Genomic DNA, 22523 nt, shown 5'->3' on the forward strand with positions numbered 1-22523 from the left:
GTCAGCGCAGCGTCGGCACCTCGCCGCAGGCCGCCCTGGTGAGCCCGACGCCGGGCAGACCCCTGCCCCACCGCCCGGCGATCGCGGCCAGGGCGGCGGCGTCCGGCGGCGTGCGTCCGAGGCCGATCGCGTACCGCGCCGACACCGGTCCGCTCTCGAACGGCCGGGGCCAGGCATGGGCGTCGGCCGCACCGGCCTGCGCCAGAGCGGCGAGCAGCGCCCGCAGCCGGCCCCGGACCCGGCCCCGGGTCTCCTCGAACTCCTCGCTCCGGGCGGCCTCCACGCTCAGCACCGCCCAGGCCGCGTGCCGGCGGTGCAGCGGCGGCGGGGACAGCAGCTCCGGCCAGGGGTCACCACCGTCCGAGGCGGCCGCTTCGAGGAGCTCCCAGGCCCGGTAGAGCTCCTGGACCAGCAGATCCAGGCCACCGGGGCCGACCTGGTCGGTGCAGCTGCGCACCGGGGCGGTGGGCGTCAGGACCGTCACGGACGACCGGACGGATTCCGGAGCCACCGGGGGCCGGGTCGACGGGCCGTCGGCGAGCGCGACGGGCTCCCGCCAGTCCCAGGCCGCCCAGGAGGCGAAGAAGTGGCGGAGCAGCTCCTGTCCCGTCGCGCCGGGGGCCTCGCGCGCCGTCCGGGCGGCCAGGACGGACCAGGCCAGGCCCGGCAGCCCGCCGAACGGCGCCGAGTCGAGGCCGCGCGCCCTGGCCCAGGCCTTCACCCGCGCCGCCAGCCGGGCGTGCTCCTCACCGCCCTCGGCCGCCAGGGCCTCGGCGTCGCTCACGGCGCTCAACGCGACGGCGGCCGCCTCGCCGATCCCCGCCCGGCGCGCCACCGCCGCGGCCGGGTCGACGGGGCCGGTGGCCACCACGACCAGGTCCACGTCCAGGCCGTCCAGGCGAAACCGCAGACCGGGCACCCGGGCGCCGGTCACCCGGCGCAGTCCGGTGGCGCCGGGCAGCGCGGCCGCCAGGCGCCCCTGTACGTCCGTCAGGTCGACGGTGCCGGGCAGCGCCGCCACCAGGTCGAGGTCTGCCCCCGCGAGCGCGCCGCCCGTGCGACGGGAGCCGACGAGGTGGACGAAGCCCTCCTCCAGGGCCTCGGAGACCCGCCGGAACACCGACCGGGCCGTCCCCTCCCGCCGGTCGTCCGCCGCGCGGGCACGACCCACCGGCGAGTCACCCACCACGGGAGAGTCCTCCACCGCGAGGGAGCCGCCCTGCCCGAGAGGGCCCTCCGCCGCGAGCAGGTCGGCGGCCGGTGGCTCGGGCGTCCACCGCAGCTCGCCGGTGCCCAGCCTGAGCGTGGCGCGCGGCCGCATCGGCTCGTCACCCCGCCGGGAGAGCAGGACCAACTCCCCCACCAGGGCCGACGTCGCCCTCGGCCACACGGCCCGGTCCGCGGCGGCCGGTCCGGTGACCGGTCCGGAGGCCGCCGTCCGGCCGAGGCTCAGATGCGGGGTGAACTCCTCCGCGCGGCCCTGGCAGCGCGGGAAGCGTCCGAGCAGCGCACGGTGCAGTTCGGTCCACGGTTCGGCGCCGCCCGCCGGCGGGTCGAGCCGGACGGTGGCGCCGTCCCGGTGCTCGAAGCTGCGGATCCCGTCCAGTCGGGCGGTGAAGGCGGCCGTCCCGGCCACGGCGGCGGAGAGCAGCGGGGCGGCCCGTTCGAAGTCGGACTCCGGTACGAAGCCGAAGAGCAGGTCGACGTGCGGCGGCCGGCGGTGGATCTGCGGATCGTGCTCACGGCGGACGGCCTGGACGGCCGGCCGGAGCTCCTCGGGCGGCAGCCACGCCAGGGCGGTGCGGGCCGTCGGCGCGAGGTCGAGCGCCTCGGCGCTCCGGTCCTCGGCGCCGGCCGGCCCGGGGTGGAGTTCGGCCAGCACGCCGTAGTGGTCCGAGGCGTACTGTCCCGCCGGGGTGGGCGAGTCGCCGAGCAGCGCCGCCGTGGCCGGGTGCGATCCGCCGGTGCGCAGCAGGATCCGGTCCAGCCGGGACGCCCGGCCGGAGAGTGAGGAGACGGCGGCCAGCGGGTTGGTGCCCGGATCGAAGGTGGGCGTCCGGTCACCGGGCCCGTGCACGTCGGTCCAGGCGTCCCGCAGACCGAGGGTGGCGGCCGGCCCCTGGGGCCCGTCGTCGCTGTCGTTGAAGTCGCCCATCAGGACGAGCTCGCCGTCCACCCGGGCCAGCCCCTCGGCGAGCACGGCGAGTTCCTGCCGGCGCCGGGCGGCGCCGTTGTCGGTGTGGTCGCTGCTCAGGTGGGTGGCGGCGACCACCAGCGGGGCGGTGGCGCCCGCCAGCGTGACGGCGGTGACCGCCTTGTGCGGGCCGAGCGCGTGCCGGCCGGCCTCGTGCACCGGCAGGCGGCTGAGCATCAGCAGCCCGGTGTCCTCGACCTCCGTCCCGGCCGGGTCGGTGCCCAGGGTGTAGCCGGCCCGGACCCAGGGCGCCGCGAGCAGGAGGTCGAGCAGGTCCGCCTCGACCTCCTGCAGGGCGATGACGTCGGCGTCGGCCCGCGCGAGGGCCGCCAGTAGCAGTGGCCGGCGGCCGGCGGTGTCGATCCGGTCGCTGTCGTAGCGGTCCCAGAGGGTGTTCCAGGTCAGCAGTCGCAGGCTCGCCGGGGCCGGCCGGTCGGCGCCGGCCCCGGGGCTCCAGGCCGATCCGTCCCAGGCGTGCGGCGTGCTCGGGGTGAAGAACGGCGCGCGCAGCCGGCGCGGTCGCCCGGCCCGGCCGGCCCGGGTGGCGTCCAGCCGGTCGAGCCCGGTGGCGCGGTCCCAGACCAGCTCGCCGTCGGCTTCGACGAACAGCACCCGGTGCCAGGGGATGTCACCGCCGGGGACGAACGCGGGCAGCGGCACCCGCGCGGTCCCGGCGCCCCGCCGCCCGACGCCGAGGACGAACCGGGCCGCGTCGAAGCGCTGGTCCCAGCAGACCCGGTGGTAGATCTGCTCGCTGGTGCGCATCAGGCTTCCGTTCCGTGCAGAGTGCCGTGGACGTCCTCGACGGTGCCCCCGGCGCCGACGTACCAGGTGCGGTGCGCCTGGCCGGGGTAGGGCGGGGTGAACCGGTGCAGCTGGGCGGTGAGCACCTCGGCCGGGACGGGGTGCGCGCGGACGGCGTTGCGCCGGATCAGCTCGGCCTCGTCCACCAGCACGACCGCCTGGGTGACGAGCGCGTCGCGGCGGTGCGCGACCTGCTGGACCAGCGACCGCTGCTGCCGGTTGAGCGAGGTGGCGTCCCAGACCACCGTGCCACCGGCGGCCAGGGCGGTGTCGAGCCGGTCCAGGCCCTCGCGCAGGACGTCACCGTTGGCCCGCTGGTCGGCGCGCGATCCCCGGGCCGAGCGCAGGTCGTCGAGTGAGACCAGGGTGCCGGCTCCCGGCAGGCCGCCGGCGAACCGGCTCTTGCCGCTGCCGCAGGGGCCGCTCAGGTGCACCAGCCGGGGGAAGGCCCCGGCGCGCCAGCGCCAGGTCGCCGCCACCGCCTCCTCGACGCCGCCGCTCCGCCCCCGGGCGAGTGCCTCCCTCGTCTCGGCCCAGCAGCGGTCGGCCGCGTCGGGGTCGAGCCCGGCGAGTGCCTCGCGCAGGCCGGTGCGCAGCGGTTCGAGCGGTGCCTCGCCGAGCAGTCCGGCGTCCTCGGCGTGCAGGGCGGACCAGGCGACCTGCTCGCGTGCCTCGGCGGCCTCCGTCCCCGAGCGCCCGGTCAGCACGGCCGCGGCGACGGCGTGCAGCACGCCGAGGTCGGCCGCCGCCGTCATCCGGAGCAGGCCGCTGCGGCGCTCCTCGTCCGGGTAGGGGCGGTGCAGGCCGGTGTGGAGGCCGACCAGATCGGCCACCCGGCGTGCCGTGCGCATGCCGAGCGGCGCCGCCAGCCGGGGCGCCAGCCGGGCCCGGGGGCTCCCGTGCAGCAGTGCGGCGAGCACTCCGGCGAGCCGCGCGTCCCCCGAGCGTCCGAGGACGTCGAGCCGGGCGGACGCCTCGGCCACGGCCTCCACCACGGGAGCGCCGTCCGGCGCGGGCAGGCCCAGCGCCGCGAGCAGGGCGGGTACGTCGGGGGCCGCGCCGGAGCGTACCGCCCACAGGGCGGCGGCCGGCCCGAGGCCGTTCTCCACCACGGGGGCGTACATCCAGTGCGTGTCGGTCCGGACGTGGCCCGGGCGCACCCACTTGGCCACCCGCTGCCCGAAGTCGGCCCGCTCGAACCCCGCGACCGTCCGTACGACGTAGCCCTCCTGCCGCGCCGGGTCCAGGCGCAGAGCGCGCAGCGCCCGCTCGTCGAAGACGCCGCGCCAGAGGGTCCTGGGGACCGGGATCCCGAGGCGGCGCAGGAGGCGGACGGTGGCGTCCCAGTCCAGGCAGCGGGGGCCGGTCCAGACCGAGAAGCCGTAGAACCAGCTGTCCAGGTCCTCGTACCCGAGCGAGTGCCGCGCGTAGAGGTTCTCGCCGCAGATCCGCAGGTCCGGCGCGAGGGCCGGGCCGATCCGCCCCTGCAGGCCCTTGACCCAGGCCCGGGAGGGGTGGTGTGCGGAGTCGAGCGAGCGGGCGTGCAGTCCGTCGGCGTAGAGGGTGGTGTTCTCCCCGTCGAGCTTCTCGGTGACCACCACCTCCGCGCCCGCCGGCCCCGCCAGGTCGCCGGCCCGCACGTCGTCCGCCGCCGCCCCCGGTGACCAGGGGAGGTGCGGCGTACGGGGGTAGTGCACGCGCATGGTCCGCTCCCGGTGACAACGTCAGGACCCGGGCCACTGTAGGAGCCCGCCGGGAGCGGATCCATCGATTAAGAGCGACCGGCACATGGTGGGTGGATGAAGGAGCGGCGTTCGGGCCGGGTCCTGCAACGCGGAGGATGGAGCAGCAGCGGAGCTGCGGGGACTGACGACAACGCGGTCCAGGCACGGGTCCGGGCGTCGCGACGCCGCCCACCATGTGCCGATCGCTCCAAGACCGTCGCTAGCGGGGGGACCGGCCGCTCCCGCCCGGCCGCCCCGGTCCGCGCCCCGCGCCGGTGCTCAGCGCGGTGTACAGCAGCAGCGCGGAGGTCAGGCCCACCGCCCAGCCGTAGTCGGCGAGCGGCTTGAGGGTGGGGATCATGCCGTCCGGCGGGAACGGGCCGCCGTAGGAGCCGCCGACGGCGAGAACACCGCCCACCAGGAGCGCGGTGACGGCCCGCCAGTTCCAGCCGCCCGCGTACCAGTAGGCGCCGCCGCGCCGGTAGAGGTCGGCTAGCACCAGTTCGGTGCGCCGCAGGATCCAGTAGTCGGCGATCAGCACGCCGGCCACGGTGCCGAGCAGGCCGCCGACCACGCCGAGCCAGGTGAAGATGTAGACGTGCGGGTCGGAGATCAGCTTCCACGGCATGATGACGATCCCGACCACGCCGGTGATCATCGCCCCGGTGCGGAAGTTGACGAACCGTGGGAGCAGGTTGGCCAGGTCGTAGGCGGGACTGACCACGTTGGCGGCGATGTTCACCGACAGGGTCGCGACCAGGACGACCAGCAGCGCGAAGAGCGTCCCGGGGACGCTCTCCATCTTGGCGGCCAGCGCGATCGGATCCCAGATCGGTTCGCCGTAGACGGCCTGCGAGCCGGAGGTGACCAGCACCGAGAGCAGCGCGAAGAGGGTCATGGTGGTGGGCAGGCCGAGGGCCTGCCCACGGATCTGGGCGCGCTGGCTGCCGCCGAAGCGGGTGAAGTCGGGGATGTTCAGCGACAGGGTGGACCAGAAGCCGATCATGCCCATCAGGGCCGGGAAGAACACCGTCCAGAAGCCGTGGCCCCAGCCGAGCTTCGAGGGCTGGTCGAGCAGCGGCCCGAAGCCGCCGGCCTTGGCGGTGATCCAGGCCAGCAGGCCGAGCGCGCCGACGATGACGAACGGCGCGGCCCAGTTCTCGAACCGGCGCAGGGTCTCCATGCCGCGCCCGATGACGGCCATCTCGATCGCCCAGAAGACCAGGAAGGAGAGCCACTGGGTCCACGGATAGCCGGCGATGTCGCCGGCGGTCTGCCAGCCGTGCCCGAACAGCTTGCCGGCCAGCAGGAAGATGCCCTCACCGCCGATCCAGGTCTGGATCCCGAACCAGGCGCAGGCCACCGCGGCCCGGATCAGCGCGGGCAGGTTGGCGCCGCGCAGCCCGAACGCGGCCCTGGCGAAGACCGGGAACGGGATCCCGTACTTGGTGCCGGCGTGGCCGTTGAGCAGCATCGGGACGAGCACGACGAGGTTGGCCAGCCCGATGGTGAGCACGGCCTGCTTCCAGTCCATGCCGAGCGCGACCAGGCCGGAGGCGAGCGTCCAGGACGGGATGTTGTGGGCCATGCCGACCCAGAGCGCGAGGAAGTTGTACGTCGTCCACGTCCTGCGGGCGACCGGGACGGGCCGCAGGTCCTCGTTGGTGAAGCCGTTCGCCGGCAGTGGCGCGGCCGGGTCGAGTTCGACCCGGCCGTCCGGGTGGGTGGTCTGCGCGCCGCCGGGTCTGCCGGCCGCTATCTCGCTCACGGGCACCGCCGTTCTGTCGGGGGGAGGGTCACAGGTGCGGGATCACGTCGCTGCCGTACGCGTCGATGGTCTGCTCGACGGCGTCGTGCATGGCGTAGACGGCGAACTGGTCGACCCCGAGCTCCCGGAGCCGCTCCAGCTTCTCCAGTTGGGCCGCGGGGGTGCCGATCAGGCAGAACCGGTCGACGATCTCGTCCGGGACGAACTCGGTGTCGGGGTTCCCGGCGCGGCCGTGGTGGCTGTAGTCGTACCCGTGCCGGTCCTTGATGTAGGCGGTGAGCGCCTCGGGGACGAGGTCGGAGTGCTCGCCGTAGTGGCTGACCAGGTCGGCGACGTGGTTGCCGACCATGCCGCCGAACCAGCGGCACTGCTCGCGCGCGTGCGCGAGCGCCTCGGGCGAGTCGTCGGCGGTGACGTAGGCGGGCGCGGCGACGCAGATGGTGACGTCCGCGGGGTCGCGTCCGGCCTCGGCGGCGGCGGCGCGGACGGCCTTGATCATGTACTCGGTGAGGTAGGGGTCGGCGAGTTGCAGGATGAAACCGTCGGCCTGGTGACCGGTGAGCGCGAGGGCCTTGGGACCGTACGCGCCCATCCAGACCGGCAGGGCGCCGGCGGTGACCCAGGGCAGGTGCATCTCGGTGCCGTCGACCTCCACCGTGCGGCCCTCGGCGAGTTCCTTGATGGCGTGCATCGCCTCGGAGAGCCGGGCCAGGGTGGCGGGTTTGCGGCCGGCCACCCGCATCGCGGAGTCGCCGCGCCCGATGCCGCAGACCGTCCGGTTGCCGTACATGTCGTTGAGGGTCGCGAAGGCGGAGGCGGTCACCTCCCAGGTGCGGGTGGAGGGGTTGGTGACCATCGTGCCGACGTGCAGGCGTTCGGTGGCGGCGAGGATCCGGCTGTAGATGACGAAGGGCTCCTGCCACAGCACGCAGGAGTCGAAGGTCCAGCCGTGGCTGAAGCCGGCCTGTTCGGCCCGGACCATCCGGTCGATCAGCAGGCGGGCGGGCGGGTCGGTCTGCAGGACGAGGCCGATGTCCATGAGGGTCCACCAATCCGGGGGTGCGGCACGCGGGCTTGCGGCGTGGGAGATGCGGCGGGGAGATGCGGGACCCGCCCGGGGCGGGCCCACCGGCCCCGGGCGGTGCTGACGGTCGCTCAGGTGAGGTACTGGCAGGTGTCGCGGCGCAGGAAGGCGCCGTGCCCGGCCCGGCCGAGCCAGCGGCCGTCGTCGAGGACGACGGTGCCGCGCGACAGGACGGTCCTGGCCCGGCCGGTCAGCTGCCTGCCCTCGTACGCCGAGTAGTCGACGTTCATGTGGTGGGTCGCGGCCGAGACGGTCTGCACGGCGGCCGGGTCGTACACCACCAGGTCGGCGTCGGCGCCGGGGGCGATGGTGCCCTTGCGGGGGTAGAGGCCGAACATCCGGGCCGGGGTGGCGCAGGCGATCTCGATCCAGCGGCGGCGGCTGATCCGGCCGTCGACCACGGCCTGGTGCAGCAGGTCCATCCGGTTCTCCACGCCGGGCAGTCCGTTGGGGATCTTGGAGAAGTCGCCCCGGCCGAGCTCCTTCTGCCCGGAGAAGCAGAACGGGCAGTGGTCGGTGGAGACCACCTGGAGGTCGTTGGTGCGCAGGCCGCGCCAGAGCGCCTCCTGGTGCTCGCGCGGACGCAGCGGCGTGGAGCAGACGTACTTGGCGCCCTCGAAGCCGTCCGTGCCGTGCTCCGCCAGGTTGTCGGTGGAGAGGAAGAGGTACTGGGGGCAGGTCTCGCCGAAGACGTTGTGTCCCTCGTCGCGGGCCCGGGCCAGTTCGGCCAGCGCCGAGGCGGCCGAGACGTGCACGACGTACAGCGGGCTGCCGGCGACCTGGGCGAGCTTGATCGCCCGGTGGGTGGCCTCGGCCTCCAGCAGTTCGCGGCGGACCTCGCCGTGGTAGCGGGGGTCGGTCTTCCCGGCGGCGAGCGCCTGTTCGACCAGCACGTCGATGGCGATGCCGTTCTCGGCGTGCATCATGATCAGGCCGCCGTTGGCGGCGCCGCGCTGCATGGCGCGCAGGATCCGGCCGTCGTCGCTGTAGAAGACCCCGGGGTAGGCCATGAACAGCTTGAAGGAGGTGGACTCGCCGGAGTCGACGAGGGCGTCCATCTCCTTGAGCACCGACTCGTTGACGTCCGAGACGATGGTGTGGAAGCCGTAGTCGACGGCGCAGTTGCCCTCGGCCTTGGCGTGCCAGGCGTCCAGTCCCTCGCGCAGCGAGCCGCCGACCGGCTGGACGGCGAAGTCGACGATGGTGGTGGTGCCGCCCCAGGCCGCCGCGCGGGTGCCGGTCTCGAAGGTGTCCGAGGCGGCGGTGCCGCCGAACGGCAGCTCCATGTGGGTGTGCACGTCGACCCCGCCCGGGATGACGTACAGACCGGTGGCGTCGATCGCGGTGTCGGCGCTCCAGGCCCCGGCGGCGGAGCTGCCGGTGGCGGCGAGGGCGGCGATCCGGCCGTCCTCGATCAGGACGTCGGCGTGCAGTTCCTCGGCGGCGGTGATCACCAGACCGCCCCGGACGACCGTACGGGTCATGCCGCTCCCCCTCAAGCCTCGGCCAGCGGCCCGTAGGCCTCGGGGCGGCGGTCCCGGTAGAAGGCCCACTGCTGGCGGACCTCCTCGATCAGGTCGAGGTCGAGGTCGCGCACGACCAGCTCCTCCTCCTTGTCCGAGGCGGGCTCGCCGACGAACCGGCCGCGCGGGTCGACGAAGTAGGAGGTGCCGTAGAAGTCGTTGTCGCCGTACTCCTCGGTGCCGACCCGGTTGATCGCCGCCACGAAGTACTCGTTGGCGACGGCCGCCGCCGGCTGCTCCAGCTGCCAGAGGTAGGCGGACAGGCCCCGGCTGGTGGCGGAGGGGTTGTAGACGATCTCGGCGCCGGCCAGACCGAGCGCCCGCCAGCCCTCGGGGAAGTGCCGGTCGTAACAGATGTACACGCCGACCTTGCCGACGGCGGTGTCGAAGACCGGCCAGCCGAGGTTGCCGGGCTTGAAGTAGTACTTCTCCCAGAAACCCTTGACCTGCGGAATGTGGTGCTTGCGGTACTTGCCGAGGTAGCTTCCGTCGGCGTCGATCACGGCGGCGGTGTTGTAGTAGACGCCCGGCTGCTCCTCCTCGTAGACCGGGACGACGATCACCAGGCCGAGCTCGCGGGCGAGCGCCTGCATCCGGACGACGGTCGGGCCGTCCGGGACGGCCTCGGCCCAGCGGTAGTGCTCGGGCTCCTGTACCTGGCAGAAGTACGGCGCGTTGAACACCTCCTGGAAGCCGATGATCTGCGCGCCCTGGGCGGCGGCCTCACGGGCGTACCGCTCATGAAGGCCGATCATGGACTCCTGGTCGCCCGTCCACTTCGTCTGGACGAGGGCCGCGCGGACGTTTCGGGTCATGGGTACCTCCGCAACTCCGTGGCCCGTCGGGGGATCGGGCCTTCGGTTCGAGGGTCTACGGGGCGGATCTACGTGCGTAGACCGTAGGCCCGGCCTCAGTTGCCTGACAATACGTCGGACGTAACGTGGCAGGGTCGGTCTTGTTAAGCGGACACGCGGGTACGCCCGTATCGGGTGAAACGGTGATGTACCCAGCGGATGCCCCTGGTACGCCTGTGGCGCACGGCCACGGCGCGCGGGCCGGTCGGCGGACCAGCGCGGGCGGGCCGGGCGACCGGGGCCGGGCCCGCGGGCGACACGGCCGACCGGCCCGCGGACCCGGCTTGACGTGCGGTCCTCCCGTCCGCGACTATCGGCCCATGGATTCCGGCACCGTTCTGGTCTGCCGCCTGCACGTCGATCTGCGACGCCAGGCGAGTTCCATCTGTGCCTGTTGACCCTGGCTCCCCCGCCGGCTTCCGTCCTGTGACCTCCTCCAGGGCCCGCGCCGCGCACCTCTGAAACTCCCCGAGTACCCGGCGGCGCCCCGCGCCGTCCGGATCTCCTCCGTTCCGCGCGCCCGCATCCCGGGCCGCGCCGTCCCTCCACCTCCCGAGGACGACCGCATGAGCCTGGAACTCGCGTCCGAGACCGCCCGCGCCCCGCTCTCCCCCGACGCCCTGCGCACGATCGTGCGCGATCTCGCCGAGCAGCCCGACCGGTGGATCCACAAGGTCCGCCTCGCCACCGACGAACGCTGGTACGAGCGGCTGGAGTCCTCCGAGGACCACGAGGTCTGGCTGATCAGCTGGCTGCCCGGGCAGTCCACCGGCTTCCACGACCACGGCGGCGCACGCGGCGCCTTCACCGTCGCGCTCGGCGAGCTGGAGGAGCTCTCGCTCGGCGGCGCCGACCAGGGCCTGCTGATCCGGCGGCTCTCCTCGGGGACGATGCGGGCCTTCGGCCCCGAGTACGTCCACGACGTGCGCAACACGGCCTCCGGCCCCGCCGTCACCCTGCACGCCTACTCGCCGCCGCTGAGCGAGATGTCGCACTACGAACTGCGGGCCGGCGGCCTCGTCCGCACCTCGGTGGAAGGAGCGGACCAGTGGTGACCACGATCGACGACCTGGTGGAGCGTGCCCGGGAGGGCGTGCACCGGCCGAGGGCCCGTGAGGCCTACGACGTGCAGCAGGAGGGCGCGCTGCTGGTCGACATCCGCCCGGCGGCGCAGCGCGCCCGCGAGGGCGAGATCCCCGGCTCGCTGATCATCGAGCGGAACGTGCTGGAGTGGCGGCTCGATCCGACGGGCAGTCACCGGATCCCCGAGGCCACGGGCTACGACATCGAGGTGGTGGTGGTCTGCTCCGAGGGCTACGCCTCCAGCCTGGCCGCCGCCTCGCTGCGCGAGCTGGGGCTGCACCGGGCCACCGATCTGGACGGCGGCTTCGTCGGCTGGGCCGCCGCCGGACTGCCGACCAGGCCGGGCGGCTGACGCCCGTTCGACCGCGGACCTCGGCCGGCTCCCGTTCGGCCGAACGGGAGCCGGCCGAGGTCCGTTCGGATCCGGCGCAGCCCGTTCCCGGAGCCGAACGGACGCAAATCCGGGACAGCGAAAGATCGAGATCGTAGCCTGGCAGGGTTTCCGCCGGCCCGAACCGGGGCAGTCACGCGAGCGGGAGATGCTCGAACACATGACCGGGCGGGGTTCGGGGCCGGCGGCCGTCCGCCACCCGGCGGCCGGTCCGGACCCGAGCAGTTCATGACGATGTGCCACAGGCAGGAAGCTCAGTGATCAGATTCGACGGCGCCGGCAAGCGCCATCCCGACGGCACCATCGCCGTCGGGAGCCTCGACCTCGACATACCCACCGGCCGGACGACCGTGCTGGTCGGCCCGTCCGGCTGCGGCAAGACCACCCTGCTGCGGATGGTCAACCGGATGGTCGAGCCGACCTCCGGGCGGGTCCTGCTGGACGGCACCGACGTCGCCGACCTCGACGCGGCCAGGCTGCGCCGGGGCATCGGCTACGTCATCCAGCAGGCCGGCCTCTTCCCGCACCGGCGGGTGATCGACAACATCGCCACCGTCCCCTACCTGCTGGGCTGGGACCGCAGGAAGGCCCGCGCCCGGGCCGCCGAACTGCTCGAACTGGTCGGCCTCGCCCCCGAGACGGCCAAGCGCTACCCGTTCCAGCTCTCCGGCGGCCAGCAGCAGCGCGTGGGCGTGGCCCGGGCCCTCGCCGCCGATCCGCCGGTGCTCCTGATGGACGAGCCGTTCAGCGCCGTCGACCCGGTGGTCCGGGCCGGCCTTCAGGAGGAACTGCTCCGACTGCAGTCCGAGTTGAGCAAGACCATTCTCTTCGTCACGCACGACATCGAGGAGGCCGTGCGGCTCGGCGACCGGGTCGTGGTGCTGCGCGAGCACGGTGAGATCGCCCAGCTCGCCGACCCGCACACCCTGCTGACCGCCCCGGCGGACGATCGGGTGGCCGCCTTCCTCGGCCGTGACCGGGGCCTGCGCGGGCTCGCCCTGCGCCCGGCCGCCGCAATCGCGCTGCGCCCGGTGGAGGACGGCCTGCGGTACGGGGCCTGGGAGCTGACGGTGGACGACACCCGGCGTCCGATCGGCTGGATCGACCGTACGGCCGACGCCGTGTTGCTGCCCGCCGCCGTGTACCGGCCCGACGCGGACACCCTGCGCTCCGCCCTGGACGCCGCCGTGCTCTCCCCCGCCGGGGTCGCCGTGGCCGTGGACACCGAGGGCCGGGTGACCGGCACGGCCACCCGCGAGGCCGTCCTGTCCGCCCTCTCCGCCACCCTGCCGCAGGCGCTGCCGAGCGGGGGCGACGGTGGACGGTGAACCTCTCGTCCGCTGGTACTGGATCGGTGACCACCTCGGCTATCTCGCCGGCCTGCTCGGCGACCACGCCGTGATCGCGCTGGTCCCGGTGCTGATCGGGCTGCTCGTCGCGCTGCCGCTGGGCCTGGCCTGCGCCCGCTTCCCGCGGCTCTACCAGCCGTTCGCCGCCTTCTTCACCATCGTGTACGCGCTGCCCTCGCTCGCGGTCTTCGTCGTCCTCATCCCGTACACCGGGCTGGCCACCCGCGCCACCGTGATGATCCCGCTCACCTTCTACGCCATCGCCGTCCTGCTGCCGACCACGGTGGACGGCCTGCGCGCGGTGCCGGACGCCGTCCGGCAGGCGGCGACCGCGATGGGCTACGGGCCCTGGCACCGGCTGACCGCCGTCGAGCTCCCGGCGGCGGTGCCGTACCTGGTCTCCGGGCTGCGGGTGGCCGCCGTCTCCAGCATCTCGCTGGCCGGCGTCGGCGCCCTGATCGGGCGGGGCGGCCTCGGCTACCTCTTCATCGACGGCTTCCAGCGCACCTTCCCGACCCCGATCGTGGCCGGCATCGTGCTGACCGCCGCACTGGCCCTGGTCACCGACCTGGTCCTGGTGACGGCACGCCGGCTGCTGGCCCCCTGGGCGGTCCGCGAGAAGGCGGTACGGGCGTGAACTGGTTCCACTGGCTCGACGCCTTCTTCACCTCCCCGGACCGCCTCAGCGGCCCCGACTCGATCGTCCACCGGATCACCGAACACCTCGCGCTCTGCGGCGAGGCCCTGTTCTACGCGGCCCTGCTCGCCGTCCCGCTCGGCCTGCTGATCGGCTACACCGGGCGCGGCGTCACGCTGGTGACCGCGACGGCCGGCGCGGCCCGCGCGTTGCCCACCCTCGGACTGGTGACGCTGGCCGTGCTGCTCGCCGGCGTCGGCGACACCGCCGTGCTCCTCGCCCTGGTCGCGCTCGCCGCCCCGCCGCTGCTGCTGGCGGCCGTCGAGGGCGTCCGGGACACCGACCCCGACGCCCGGGACGCCGCGCGCGGCGTCGGGATGACACACCGGCAGGTCCTGCTGGGCGTCTGCCTGCCCTCGGCCCTGCCCGCCCTGCTCGCGGGGCTGCGCACCGCCACCGTCCAGGTGATCGCGACCGCCACGGTGGCCGCGTACGTGGGTCTCGGCGGCCTCGGCCGGTACGTCATCGACGGTCTGGCCACCCGCGACTTCGCGGTGACGGTGGGCGGGGCGGTGCTGGTGGTGCTGCTCGCGGTCGTCGCCCAGCTGTTCTTCGCCCTGCTCGCCCGCTACGCGCTGCCCCCCGGCCTCCGGGCCCGGCGCCGGCCCCAATGACCTCCCAGCGGCCTTCCGCCGGACTTCCCGCGGTCGCCCGAAGACCGTCACCGTTTCCCGAAAGGAACCTCTCCATGTCATTCAACGCCCGCGGCCGGACGACCCGCCGTGCCGCCAGCGCCGCCGCCCTCGCCGCCCTCGCGCTCGGCACGGCCGCCTGCGGCTCCTCCGGCGGCGACCCGCTCGCCGCCTCGTCCTCCTCGGCGGCGGCGCCCGCCCCGGCCTCCGGCGCGGGCGCGGGCGCGACCGTGGTGGTCGGCTCGGCGAACTTCCCCGAGAACGTGCTGCTCGGCTCGATCTACTCGCAGGCGCTCAAGGCCAAGGGCGTCAAGGTCGAGGAGAAGTTCAACATCGGCAGCCGCGAGGTGCTCTACGGCCAGTTGCAGAACGGCAGCCTGACCGTGCTGCCCGAGTACAACGGCGCGCTGCTCGGCTACCTCGACGCCAAGACCACCGCCGTCACCACCGCCGACGTGAACGCCGCGCTGGCCAAGGCGCTGCCCGCCACGCTCGGCGTCCTGGACTCCGCGGCCGCCGAGGACAAGGACTCCCTGACCGTCTCCCAGGAGACCGCCGACAAGTACAACCTGAAGAGCATCGCCGACCTCCCGGCGCAGGCGTCGTCCTTCACCATCGGCGGGCCGCCGGAGTTCAAGTCCCGCCGTGAGCAGCAGTTCAAGGACGTCTACGGGCTGACGTTCAAGGAGTGGAAGCCGACCGGCGACACCACCGCGAACGCGATCAAGGACAGCACCGTCCAGGTCGGCAACGTGTTCACCACCGACCCGAAGATCGTCCAGCTCAAGCTGGTGTCGCTGGCCGACCCGAAGAACGTGTTCGGCGCGCAGAACGTCACCCCGCTGGTGAACAAGGCGGGCGTGGACGCCACGGCGACGGCCGCGCTGAACGCGGTGTCGGCGAAGCTCGACACCGCCGGGCTGACGGCGCTGATGAAGCGCGTCGCCGTCGACAAGGAGGACCCGTCGACGGTCGCCAAGGACTGGCTGAAGTCCAACGGCCTGGGCTGATCCCGGCCCGGCCCGCCGGGGTGCCCGGCGGGCCGGGGCCGCACGCCCGGGGGCCTCGCCCGGCCGGGCCAGGGCACCGACCCGTCCTCACCCGGCCGGGCGCGGTCGGACCTCCTGCAGCAATCCCCAGGTGAAGTCCGCCGTGAGGAGCTGCGGCTCACCGGTGGGACCGGGCGCGGTGAAGTCGAGCTGCCACCGCGTCGGTGCGCTGCCCTCACGCGGGCGGGCGTCCGGGAAGGCCGCCCCGAGGTCCGACACCACACAGCTCCAGGGGGTCAGGTCGGCGAGGGTGCGCAGGGCGGGCGGCGGCGAACCGGCCGCGCGCACCAGCCACTCGTTCAGCACCGGCGCGGCGCCGGCCTCCCCGGGAGCGAGCAGGATCTCGAACCGGAGCTCGGGCCAGAGCGGGAGCGACCACTGCTGCGCCGTGCAGACCAGATCGCCGATCCGGCGGCGGAACGTCGCCTCCGGCGGGCCGAGCACCGCGGCGTAGCGCCGGGCCCCGCGCGGGAACCGGGCCGAGCGGACCATCGCCTGCCAACGCCGGTTCGCCTCCCGCGCCTCGGCTCCGGTGCAGCCCAGGCGGACCACCGCACGCTCCACCGGCCCGGGGTTGAAGTCGGCCATCCGCCGGAGCAGCACGAGCTGGAACTGGGTCGTGGCGAAGCCTTCGACTGGCATCCGGCCAGGCTATCCGCCCCTCGGCGCGGGGGGCTTCGGCGACGGCCCCGGGGGTGCTCCGGCCGCGGGCCGGGGATGCCTCGGCGGCGGCCCGGGGGTGCTCCGGCCGCGGGCCGGGGGTGCCACGGCGGCGGGTCGGGGCCAGATCACAAGGTCGTCACGACCCGCGACCACCCGGCGGGGACATGACACCGTAGGGCGATGCGCACACGCCTCCTCGCCGCCACCCTCACGGCGACCGCCGCCCTCACCCTGGCGGCCTGTTCCAGCAGCGGCGACCCCTCCGCGGCCGCCCCGTCGTCCGCCGCGTCCGGCCCGTCCACCGCCGCCACCACCACGCCTGCCGCCGACAGCGCCGGCCCGGCCACGGATCCGGCCGGTACGACACCGCCGCCCGACCCGGCGGCGCCCCCGGCCACGGCCAAGCCCTCCCCGCCGGCGGACGCCGGACTGCCGCCCGCGCCCGACCCGGCCACCGTCACGAAGCTCGCCGCCGCACTCGACGCGATCGACCCCGGCATCGTCGCGGGCGCCTCCGACAAGGCCGCCGACCGGGCCCGGAACCTCTGCCAGTCGATCTACCAGTTCCCCAAGGACAAGGCCAAGCTGGTGGATCTGGCGAACCAGCGGTTCACCTCCGCGGACCACCCCTCGGGCTTCGGCCCCGACAAGGCCGCCAGGATCCTCGACGCCGTCCGGGCCACCGTCTGCCCCACCTCCTGAACCCCGGCCGCCGGCGACACCCGTGAGCCCGCTCGGGCGGCCCGGGCGTCGCCGGCGGCCGTTGGCACACGGCGACGGGAGAGCGGGGGCGGGAGAGGCGGCGACGGGAGGCGCGGGGACGCACGGAGTGGCCGGTGGCCCGGGCCGCCCGCCGGGGTCGGCGGTGCCTGCGGGGCCCACCCGCCCGGGCGCCGGACGCCCTCTCCGCCGTGGTCGCCCGTGCGGGCGATCGTCTCCGACCGCACGAGCCACCGCAAGCGATATCGGGCCGCGCACAGGACCGGCTCACCCAGGCTCTTCGCTGACGAACTGTTAGGAGCCTTGACAGACGAGTGGTCTAGTCCAACTATAGGCGTTGTCCATCCGACCGGGATGCACTGTGGGGGTGTGACCACCGGCCGGCGGGGCTTGCCCTGCCCGTTTCCCGACCACCCCCGACCCGTACGGCGACCGTGCCCCTGCACCGCCGTCCGCCCCGGCACCTCCCCGCCCGGGCGCTCGGCCACGGCTCCGGCCGAGGCCGAATCACTGTCACCAACTGTCAACGTCAACACGTCTGTTGGAGAACACATGCGCCTACGCAGATCAGTCCAGGCCATCGTCGCCACCTGTGCCACGCTGGCCGCGTCCGCCGGCCTGATGGCCTTCGGTACGACCTCGGCCCAGGCCGCGACGCCGCTGCCCAGCCGGATCTTCGCCCCCTACTTCGAGGCCTGGACCGGGGACAACCCCGCCACTCTCGCCGCCCAGTCCGGTGCCAAGAACCTCACCATGGCGTTCCTGCAGACCGCCACCAAGGGCTCCTGCACGGCGTACTGGAACGGCGACAGCACGATGCCGGTCTCCAACGCCACCTTCGGCGCCCAGATCGCCCAGATCCGGGCCAACGGCGGCGACGTGATCCCGTCGTTCGGCGGCTACACGGCCGACAACACCGGCACCGAACTGGCCGACAGCTGCACCGACGTCAACCAGATCGCCGCCGCGTTCGAGAACGTCATCACCACCTATGACGTCAGCCGGATCGACCTCGACATCGAGGACAACTCGCTGACCAACACGGCCGGTATCGACCGCCGCAACAAGGCGATCAAGATCGTCGAGGACTGGGCCGCCGCCAACGGCCGTTCCATCCAGTTCTCCTACACCCTGCCGACCACCACCAGCGGCCTCGCCTCCAGCGGCCTCGCCGTCATCAAGAACGCCGTCACCAACAACGCGCGGATCGACGTCGTCAACCAGATGACGTTCGACTACTACGACGGCGCCTCGCACAACATGGCGACCGACACGCAGACCGCGAGCACCGGGCTCTACAACCAGCTGGCCAAGCTCTACCCGACCAAGACCGCGGCCCAGTTGTGGGGTTCGATCGGCATCATCGAGATGCTCGGCATCGACGACTTCGGCCCCGGCGAGACCTTCACCGTCGCGGACGCCACCAGCGTCTACAACTGGGCGCTCTCCAAGGGCGTCAACACGCTCTCGTTCTGGGCCCTGCAGCGTGACAACGGCGGCTGCGCCGGCACGGCGGGCTCCGACAGCTGCTCCGGCATCAGCCAGGGCACCTGGGACTTCAGCCACATCTTCGCGCCGTACACCGGCGGCACCAGCACGCCGGTCAACGACTTCTCGTTGAGTTCCTCCCCCGCGGCCGGCTCGGTCGCCCCGGGCGGTAGCGCGAGTGCGAGCATCGCCACCGCCGTCACCTCCGGTTCCGCCCAGAGCCTGGCGCTGAGCGTCACCGGCGCCCCGGCCGGCGTCACCGCCACCGTCAACCCGACCTCGGTCACCGCCGGCGCCGGCGCGACCCTGTCGGTCTCCACCACCGCCGCCACCGCCCCGGGCAGCTACCCGCTGACCGTCAAGGCCACCGGCGCCTCCGGCAGCCACACCGCCACCTACACCCTGACGGTGACCGGCACCCAGCCGGCCAACGACTTCTCGCTCGCCGTCAGCCCGGCCACCGGCTCGGTCGCGGCCGGGTCCGCGACCACCGCCGCGCTCTCCACGGCCGTCACCTCCGGCGCCGCGCAGACCCTGGCGCTGAGCGTCACCGGCGCCCCGGCCGGCGTCACCGCCACCGTCAACCCGGGTTCGGTCACCGCCGGCGCCGGCGCGACCCTGTCGGTCAGCACCACCGCCGCCACCACCCCGGGCAGCTACCCGCTGACCGTCAAGGCCACCGGCGCCTCCGGCAGCCACACCGCCACCTACACCCTGACGGTCACCGGCACCACCACCACGACCAGCCTGGTCAACGGCGACCTGGAGAGCGGCAGCCTGGCCCCGTGGACCTGCCAGAGCGGCGGCGCGGTCGTCTCCACCCCGGCCCACGGCGGCACCCACGCACTGCAGGCCGCGGCCGGCGCCTCGCAGACCGGTGAGTGCGGTCAGAGCGTGACCCTGGCCCCGAACCACAGCTACACGCTCTCCGCCTGGGTGCAGGGCAACTACGCCTACCTCGGCGTCAGCGGCGGCGCCACGGCCAGCACCTGGACCCCCGCGGCGAGCGGCTGGACCAAGCTCACCGTTCCGTTCACCACCGGTGCCTCCGGCACCGTCACCGTCTACCTGCACGGCTGGTACGGACAGGGCAACGTCTTCGGCGACGACTTCTCCATCGCCTGACGTCACCTGCCGACCGCTTGACGAGCCGCCGGGGGCGGTGCGGGCCGATGCCCGCACCGCCCCCGGCGGTGTCCGCGCACCCGGCCCGCTCAGGCCGCCGGGCGGGCCCAGGGCCGACAGAGCAGCAGGTACGCGGCACAGGAGAGCAGCGCGCAGGTGAGCACCACCACGCCCAGCACCAGCGCCGACGGCTCACCGCCGGCGCTGCTGAGCGGCGCGACCACCGCGCCGCACAGGAACGTGCCCAGACCCAGCAGCGCGGAGGCCGATCCGGCGGACGGCGGGTCGACCATGGTCAGCGCCGTCGCCGCCGAGTTGGGCAGCACCACACCCATGCTGCCCATCATGACGAACACCGCCGGGCAGAAGCCCGCCAGGCCGAGGTCCCAGACGCCGGTGAGCAGCACCAGGGCGGTCGCCGCCGCCGCGCAGACCGCCAGGCCCGCCGTCATCAGCCCACGCGCGGGGAACCGGTGGGCGAGCAGCCGGCCGTTCAGCTGGCTGACCCCGACGATGGCCACCGAGTTCAGCCCGAAGAGCAGGCTGTAGGTCTGCGGCGAGACCCCGTACACGTGCTGCAGTACGAAGGACGAGCCGCTGATGTAACCGAACAGCGCGCCGAAGGCGAAGGTGCTGGTGAGGACGAGTCCCAGGAACCGGGTGTCGCGCAGCAGCCCGCCGATCGCCCGCAGGGTGGCGCCCAGCCCGCCGCCGTGGCGCCGGTGCGGCGGCAGGGTCTCGCGCAGGGCCGCCACCGCGATCAGCAGCAGCAGCACCCCGAGTGCGAGTAGCGCGCCGAAGGTGCCACGCCAGGAGGTGGCCCGCAGCAGCTGCGCGCCGAGCATCGGCGCCAGGATCGGCGCCAGCCCGGATATCAGGCCGATCGAGGCCAGGAAGCGGACCACCGCGACGCCGTCGTAGCGGTCCCGGGCGATGGCGCGGCCGATCACCAGGCCGGCCGCACCGGCCATGCCCTGCACGAACCGCCCCGCCACCAGCACCGGCAGTGAGGTGGCGGTCAGGCAGACCAGGGTGGCGAGCGCGTAGGCGGCCAGCCCGGCCAGCAGCGGGCGCCGGCGTCCCAGCCGGTCGCTCAGCGGCCCGAAGACCAGCTGGCCGGCGGCGATGCCGAGCATCGAGAAGGTGAGCGTGAGCTGGGCGGCTGCGGGGGTGGAGTGCAGGTCCGCGGTCAGGGCCGGCAGCGCGGGGAGGTAGAGGTCCGTGGTGAGGGGCCCCAGGGCGACGAGCCCGCCGAGGACGGCCACCCCGGCCCGTCCGATGCCCGCGCGGCTGCCGTCGGGCCGGAGGTCCGGCCCGAGGCCGGCGGGCGCTCCCGCCGATCCCGCACCGGTCGGCGCCGGGTGGCCCGCCGGCGCGTCGGTCCGCGCCGGGTGGCTCCGCGCCGCGCCGGTCGCTCCGGCGTCGCTCGCCCCGCCTTCGGCGTGCGGTGCGGCAGCCGGCGGTGGGCCGGTGGGTGGGATGGGCGACTGTTCGTCGGCCGTTTCCGGGGTGGGGCCGGGCATGGGACTCCTCACGGGACGTCGGGTGCTCGCTCCGTCCTATCCCAGCGCGGCCGCGGGCGACACCCCGGGTCCAGCACCTGGATCAGCGCTGCGCCACCTGGTGGTGCGAGGCGGCGCCCCGGAGCGTCCCGGCGTCCTGCCAGGCGAAGAGCTGGTCCCCCGCCAGCGCCACCGCGTAGTCGCCGCACCGCCCGGTGACGGCGACCCGCCGCTCGGCGGGGAACCAGGCGGCCTTCAGCCGGTGCGAGCCCGGTGCCTGCGCCGTCGCGCCCGCCGCGACCGGGCGCGCCGCCCCGGGCCGGTCGCCGTCCGCACCGACCGCCGTGCACCCGGCCGGCAGCCGGCCGCCGGGGACGGTCGCGCGCAGCAGCCGGTCGTCACTGGTGGTGGAGACCAGGTAGTGGACGGCGGAGGCGTCGTCCGGGAGCCAGCCGGGCACCGGGTGGTGGCCGGCCTTGGCGTCGACGCCCGAGGCATAGCTGGCCTGCTCGTGGTGGCGACCCTCGTACCAGTCCGACAGCCGCGGCCCCACCGCGATCGCCGCGACCGCCAGCGCCATGCCCACCCCCGCCGTACCCACCGCGAGTCTGCCCATCACGCCCATGACCGTCCTGCTCCTTCGTCCCGGGTACCGGATCTGCCGTACCGTCGGCTGTCGTGCCGTCGGCTGTCCTACCTTCACCATCCTGGCCCCGGCGAGGGTCCTCCGGCATCAGCACGAGGTCGCGCTCCGCCCTCCTCCGGCGGGGGGACGGTCTCCACCCTGAGAGGTATACCGGCGACCCCGGGCCTCGGGGATCAGGCCGGGACGGGTCTCACCGGCCGGGCCACCGGGAACGGCCGCCCGTCCGGTGTCCGGTGCGGGGCGATCGGCCGTCCGAGCGCCGCGCAGACCTGCGCCGCCACGTCCACGTGCCGGCTCCGGCCGAGCGGCGGCCCGGCCGGGACGCCCGGGCCCGCGCAGGCGACCCACGCCGTACGGTCCTGCGGCGAGTGGTCGCCCCACACCCCGTGCTCGACGGCCTCCACGCCCGTCACGACGGTCGCCCAGCAGGGCCCTGACATGCTCGGAGTGCCGGCCGCCGCCTCCACCGGCACCAGGAATCCGGCCTCGGCGACCTCCGCCAGACGTGGCATCGGGACCTCGGCGAGCAGATCGTGGCGCACACCGTCGATGCCGACGACGAGCACGCGGGGCGCGAGGGGTGCGGACACGGAGCGGCCTTCCGGAGGGTGCGCAGGGGCCGGGCGCGCGGGCGGGCGCGGACCGCGCGGGGCGGCGCGAGGGCCCGGCCATGCCGGCGGGGCCGTCGGTCCGGCCGGTGTCGCGGGCGTGAACGGGGCCCGGCCGGCCGGCGTCGCTCAGGCCGGGCCGGGGCCCGCCGCCCGCGTCACGGAGCGGGGCGGAACTCGTGCACGACCTCGATCGGACCGACGATGTGCTGGTTGAACTCCGCCAGTTCCTCGGCCGGCACCCAGAGTTCCAGAATCGTCCGTCCGCCGGCCTGCCGCACCGGGTAGCGGGCGAGGAAGTCGGTCTCGACCTCGAACCTGGTGACGTAGCCGACGCCGGAGGCCGGGACGTTCCAGTCCCTGGCGATCCGGACGGCGTAGTCCTCGTCCAGTTTACCGACCGCAGGGGCTCGAATACCGGCTCTGAACTGCGACGATCCATAGACTACATGTCCGTCACGGTGACGGCTGCCGTTCTCTGCAGCTCGTTTGAGTGGTGCCGCAGTAGAGCCCGGTGGTGGCGGGATCACGGGTGCCGGAATCCCATGGCTTCACCGCTCGTGATCAGATGGCAGGTCTGTTCGAGTCCTGTGCAGTGGACTGCGATGATCGCCTCTCC

Annotated in this window: 19 protein-coding genes; 8 read left to right on the forward strand and 11 right to left on the reverse strand. The window is 74.3% G+C overall.

Going from position 1 to position 22523, the window contains the following annotated elements:
- Position 1 precedes the first annotated feature (1 nt).
- From OG823_RS07305 to OG823_RS07330, 6 genes are all read right to left on the reverse strand, one after another.
- Positions 2–2959, reverse strand: a complete 2958-nt coding sequence (locus OG823_RS07305) for a poly(A) polymerase (protein ID WP_371478496.1) — start codon at positions 2957–2959, stop codon at positions 2–4.
- Positions 2959–4701 (reverse strand): RNA ligase family protein, encoded by a 1743-nt coding sequence (locus OG823_RS07310; RefSeq protein WP_371478498.1) that lies wholly within the window; start codon positions 4699–4701, stop codon positions 2959–2961. Before OG823_RS07310 ends, OG823_RS07305 begins: the two co-directional genes overlap by 1 nt.
- A 241-nt stretch (positions 4702–4942) precedes the next feature.
- Positions 4943–6490 (reverse strand): NCS1 family nucleobase:cation symporter-1, encoded by a 1548-nt coding sequence (locus tag OG823_RS07315; protein ID WP_371478500.1) that lies wholly within the window; start codon positions 6488–6490, stop codon positions 4943–4945.
- A 28-nt stretch (positions 6491–6518) separates the two neighbouring features.
- The gene (locus tag OG823_RS07320) at positions 6519–7529 is read right to left on the reverse strand and encodes a TIGR03842 family LLM class F420-dependent oxidoreductase (protein WP_371478501.1); all 1011 of its coding nucleotides are present in this window, start codon (positions 7527–7529) and stop codon (positions 6519–6521) included.
- 116 nt (positions 7530–7645) lie between these two features.
- A complete protein-coding gene (hydA, locus tag OG823_RS07325) occupies positions 7646–9058 on the reverse strand; it encodes a dihydropyrimidinase (protein ID WP_371478503.1) in 1413 nt (470 codons plus the stop codon).
- 11 nt (positions 9059–9069) lie between these two features.
- Positions 9070–9912, reverse strand: a complete 843-nt coding sequence (locus OG823_RS07330; protein WP_371478504.1) for a nitrilase-related carbon-nitrogen hydrolase — start codon at positions 9910–9912, stop codon at positions 9070–9072.
- A gap of 605 nt (positions 9913–10517) precedes the next feature.
- Here OG823_RS07330 and OG823_RS07335 point away from each other — a divergent pair.
- The 6 genes from OG823_RS07335 to OG823_RS07360 all read left to right on the forward strand — a co-directional run bounded on the left by OG823_RS07335 (position 10518) and on the right by OG823_RS07360 (position 15113).
- On the forward strand, positions 10518–11006 hold the full coding sequence (locus OG823_RS07335; RefSeq protein WP_371478505.1) for a cysteine dioxygenase family protein: 489 nt from the start codon (positions 10518–10520) through the stop codon (positions 11004–11006).
- Positions 11000–11386: a rhodanese-like domain-containing protein gene (locus OG823_RS07340; RefSeq protein WP_371478507.1), complete on the forward strand. Its 387-nt coding sequence runs from the start codon at positions 11000–11002 to the stop codon at positions 11384–11386. The genes OG823_RS07335 and OG823_RS07340 overlap by 7 nt, the downstream gene beginning before the upstream one ends.
- 296 nt (positions 11387–11682) lie before the next feature.
- Complete coding sequence (locus tag OG823_RS07345; RefSeq protein WP_371478509.1) at positions 11683–12753, forward strand: ABC transporter ATP-binding protein; 1071 nt, start codon at positions 11683–11685, stop codon at positions 12751–12753.
- Positions 12743–13411 carry an ABC transporter permease gene (locus OG823_RS07350; protein WP_371478510.1) on the forward strand — a complete coding sequence of 223 codons (669 nt, stop codon included), beginning with the start codon at positions 12743–12745 and terminating at the stop codon, positions 13409–13411. Before OG823_RS07345 ends, OG823_RS07350 begins: the two co-directional genes overlap by 11 nt.
- Positions 13408–14085: an ABC transporter permease gene (locus OG823_RS07355; protein WP_371478512.1), complete on the forward strand. Its 678-nt coding sequence runs from the start codon at positions 13408–13410 to the stop codon at positions 14083–14085. Before OG823_RS07350 ends, OG823_RS07355 begins: the two co-directional genes overlap by 4 nt.
- A gap of 74 nt (positions 14086–14159) precedes the next feature.
- A complete protein-coding gene (locus OG823_RS07360; RefSeq protein WP_371478514.1) occupies positions 14160–15113 on the forward strand; it encodes an ABC transporter substrate-binding protein in 954 nt (317 codons plus the stop codon).
- An 87-nt stretch (positions 15114–15200) separates the two neighbouring features.
- Here OG823_RS07360 and OG823_RS07365 read toward each other — a convergent pair whose 3' ends face one another.
- Entirely contained in the window at positions 15201–15794 is a 594-nt protein-coding gene (locus OG823_RS07365) for a hypothetical protein (protein WP_371478515.1), read from the reverse strand.
- Between the two features lie 201 nt (positions 15795–15995).
- Between OG823_RS07365 and OG823_RS07370 the strand changes: the two genes are divergently transcribed.
- Both OG823_RS07370 and OG823_RS07375 read left to right on the forward strand, forming a co-directional pair.
- Entirely contained in the window at positions 15996–16517 is a 522-nt protein-coding gene (locus OG823_RS07370; RefSeq protein WP_371478517.1) for a hypothetical protein, read from the forward strand.
- A gap of 570 nt (positions 16518–17087) precedes the next feature.
- Entirely contained in the window at positions 17088–19148 is a 2061-nt protein-coding gene (locus tag OG823_RS07375) for a glycosyl hydrolase family 18 protein (RefSeq protein ID WP_371478518.1), read from the forward strand.
- Between the two features lie 89 nt (positions 19149–19237).
- Here the strand turns inward: OG823_RS07375 and OG823_RS07380 are convergent, their stop codons facing one another.
- The 4 genes from OG823_RS07380 to OG823_RS07395 all read right to left on the reverse strand — a co-directional run bounded on the left by OG823_RS07380 (position 19238) and on the right by OG823_RS07395 (position 22434).
- Positions 19238–20671, reverse strand: a complete 1434-nt coding sequence (locus OG823_RS07380; protein ID WP_371478520.1) for a multidrug effflux MFS transporter — start codon at positions 20669–20671, stop codon at positions 19238–19240.
- An 82-nt stretch (positions 20672–20753) separates the two neighbouring features.
- A complete protein-coding gene (locus OG823_RS07385; RefSeq protein WP_371478522.1) occupies positions 20754–21275 on the reverse strand; it encodes a hypothetical protein in 522 nt (173 codons plus the stop codon).
- A gap of 194 nt (positions 21276–21469) precedes the next feature.
- Positions 21470–21886, reverse strand: a complete 417-nt coding sequence (locus tag OG823_RS07390) for an alkaline phosphatase family protein (protein ID WP_371478523.1) — start codon at positions 21884–21886, stop codon at positions 21470–21472.
- Between the two features lie 176 nt (positions 21887–22062).
- Complete coding sequence (locus OG823_RS07395; RefSeq protein WP_371478525.1) at positions 22063–22434, reverse strand: hypothetical protein; 372 nt, start codon at positions 22432–22434, stop codon at positions 22063–22065.
- Positions 22435–22523: the final 89 nt, after the last annotated feature.

Source organism: Kitasatospora sp. NBC_00315 (genome assembly GCF_041435095.1).
In the GTDB taxonomy this organism is placed as follows: Bacteria; Actinomycetota; Actinomycetes; order Streptomycetales; family Streptomycetaceae; genus Kitasatospora.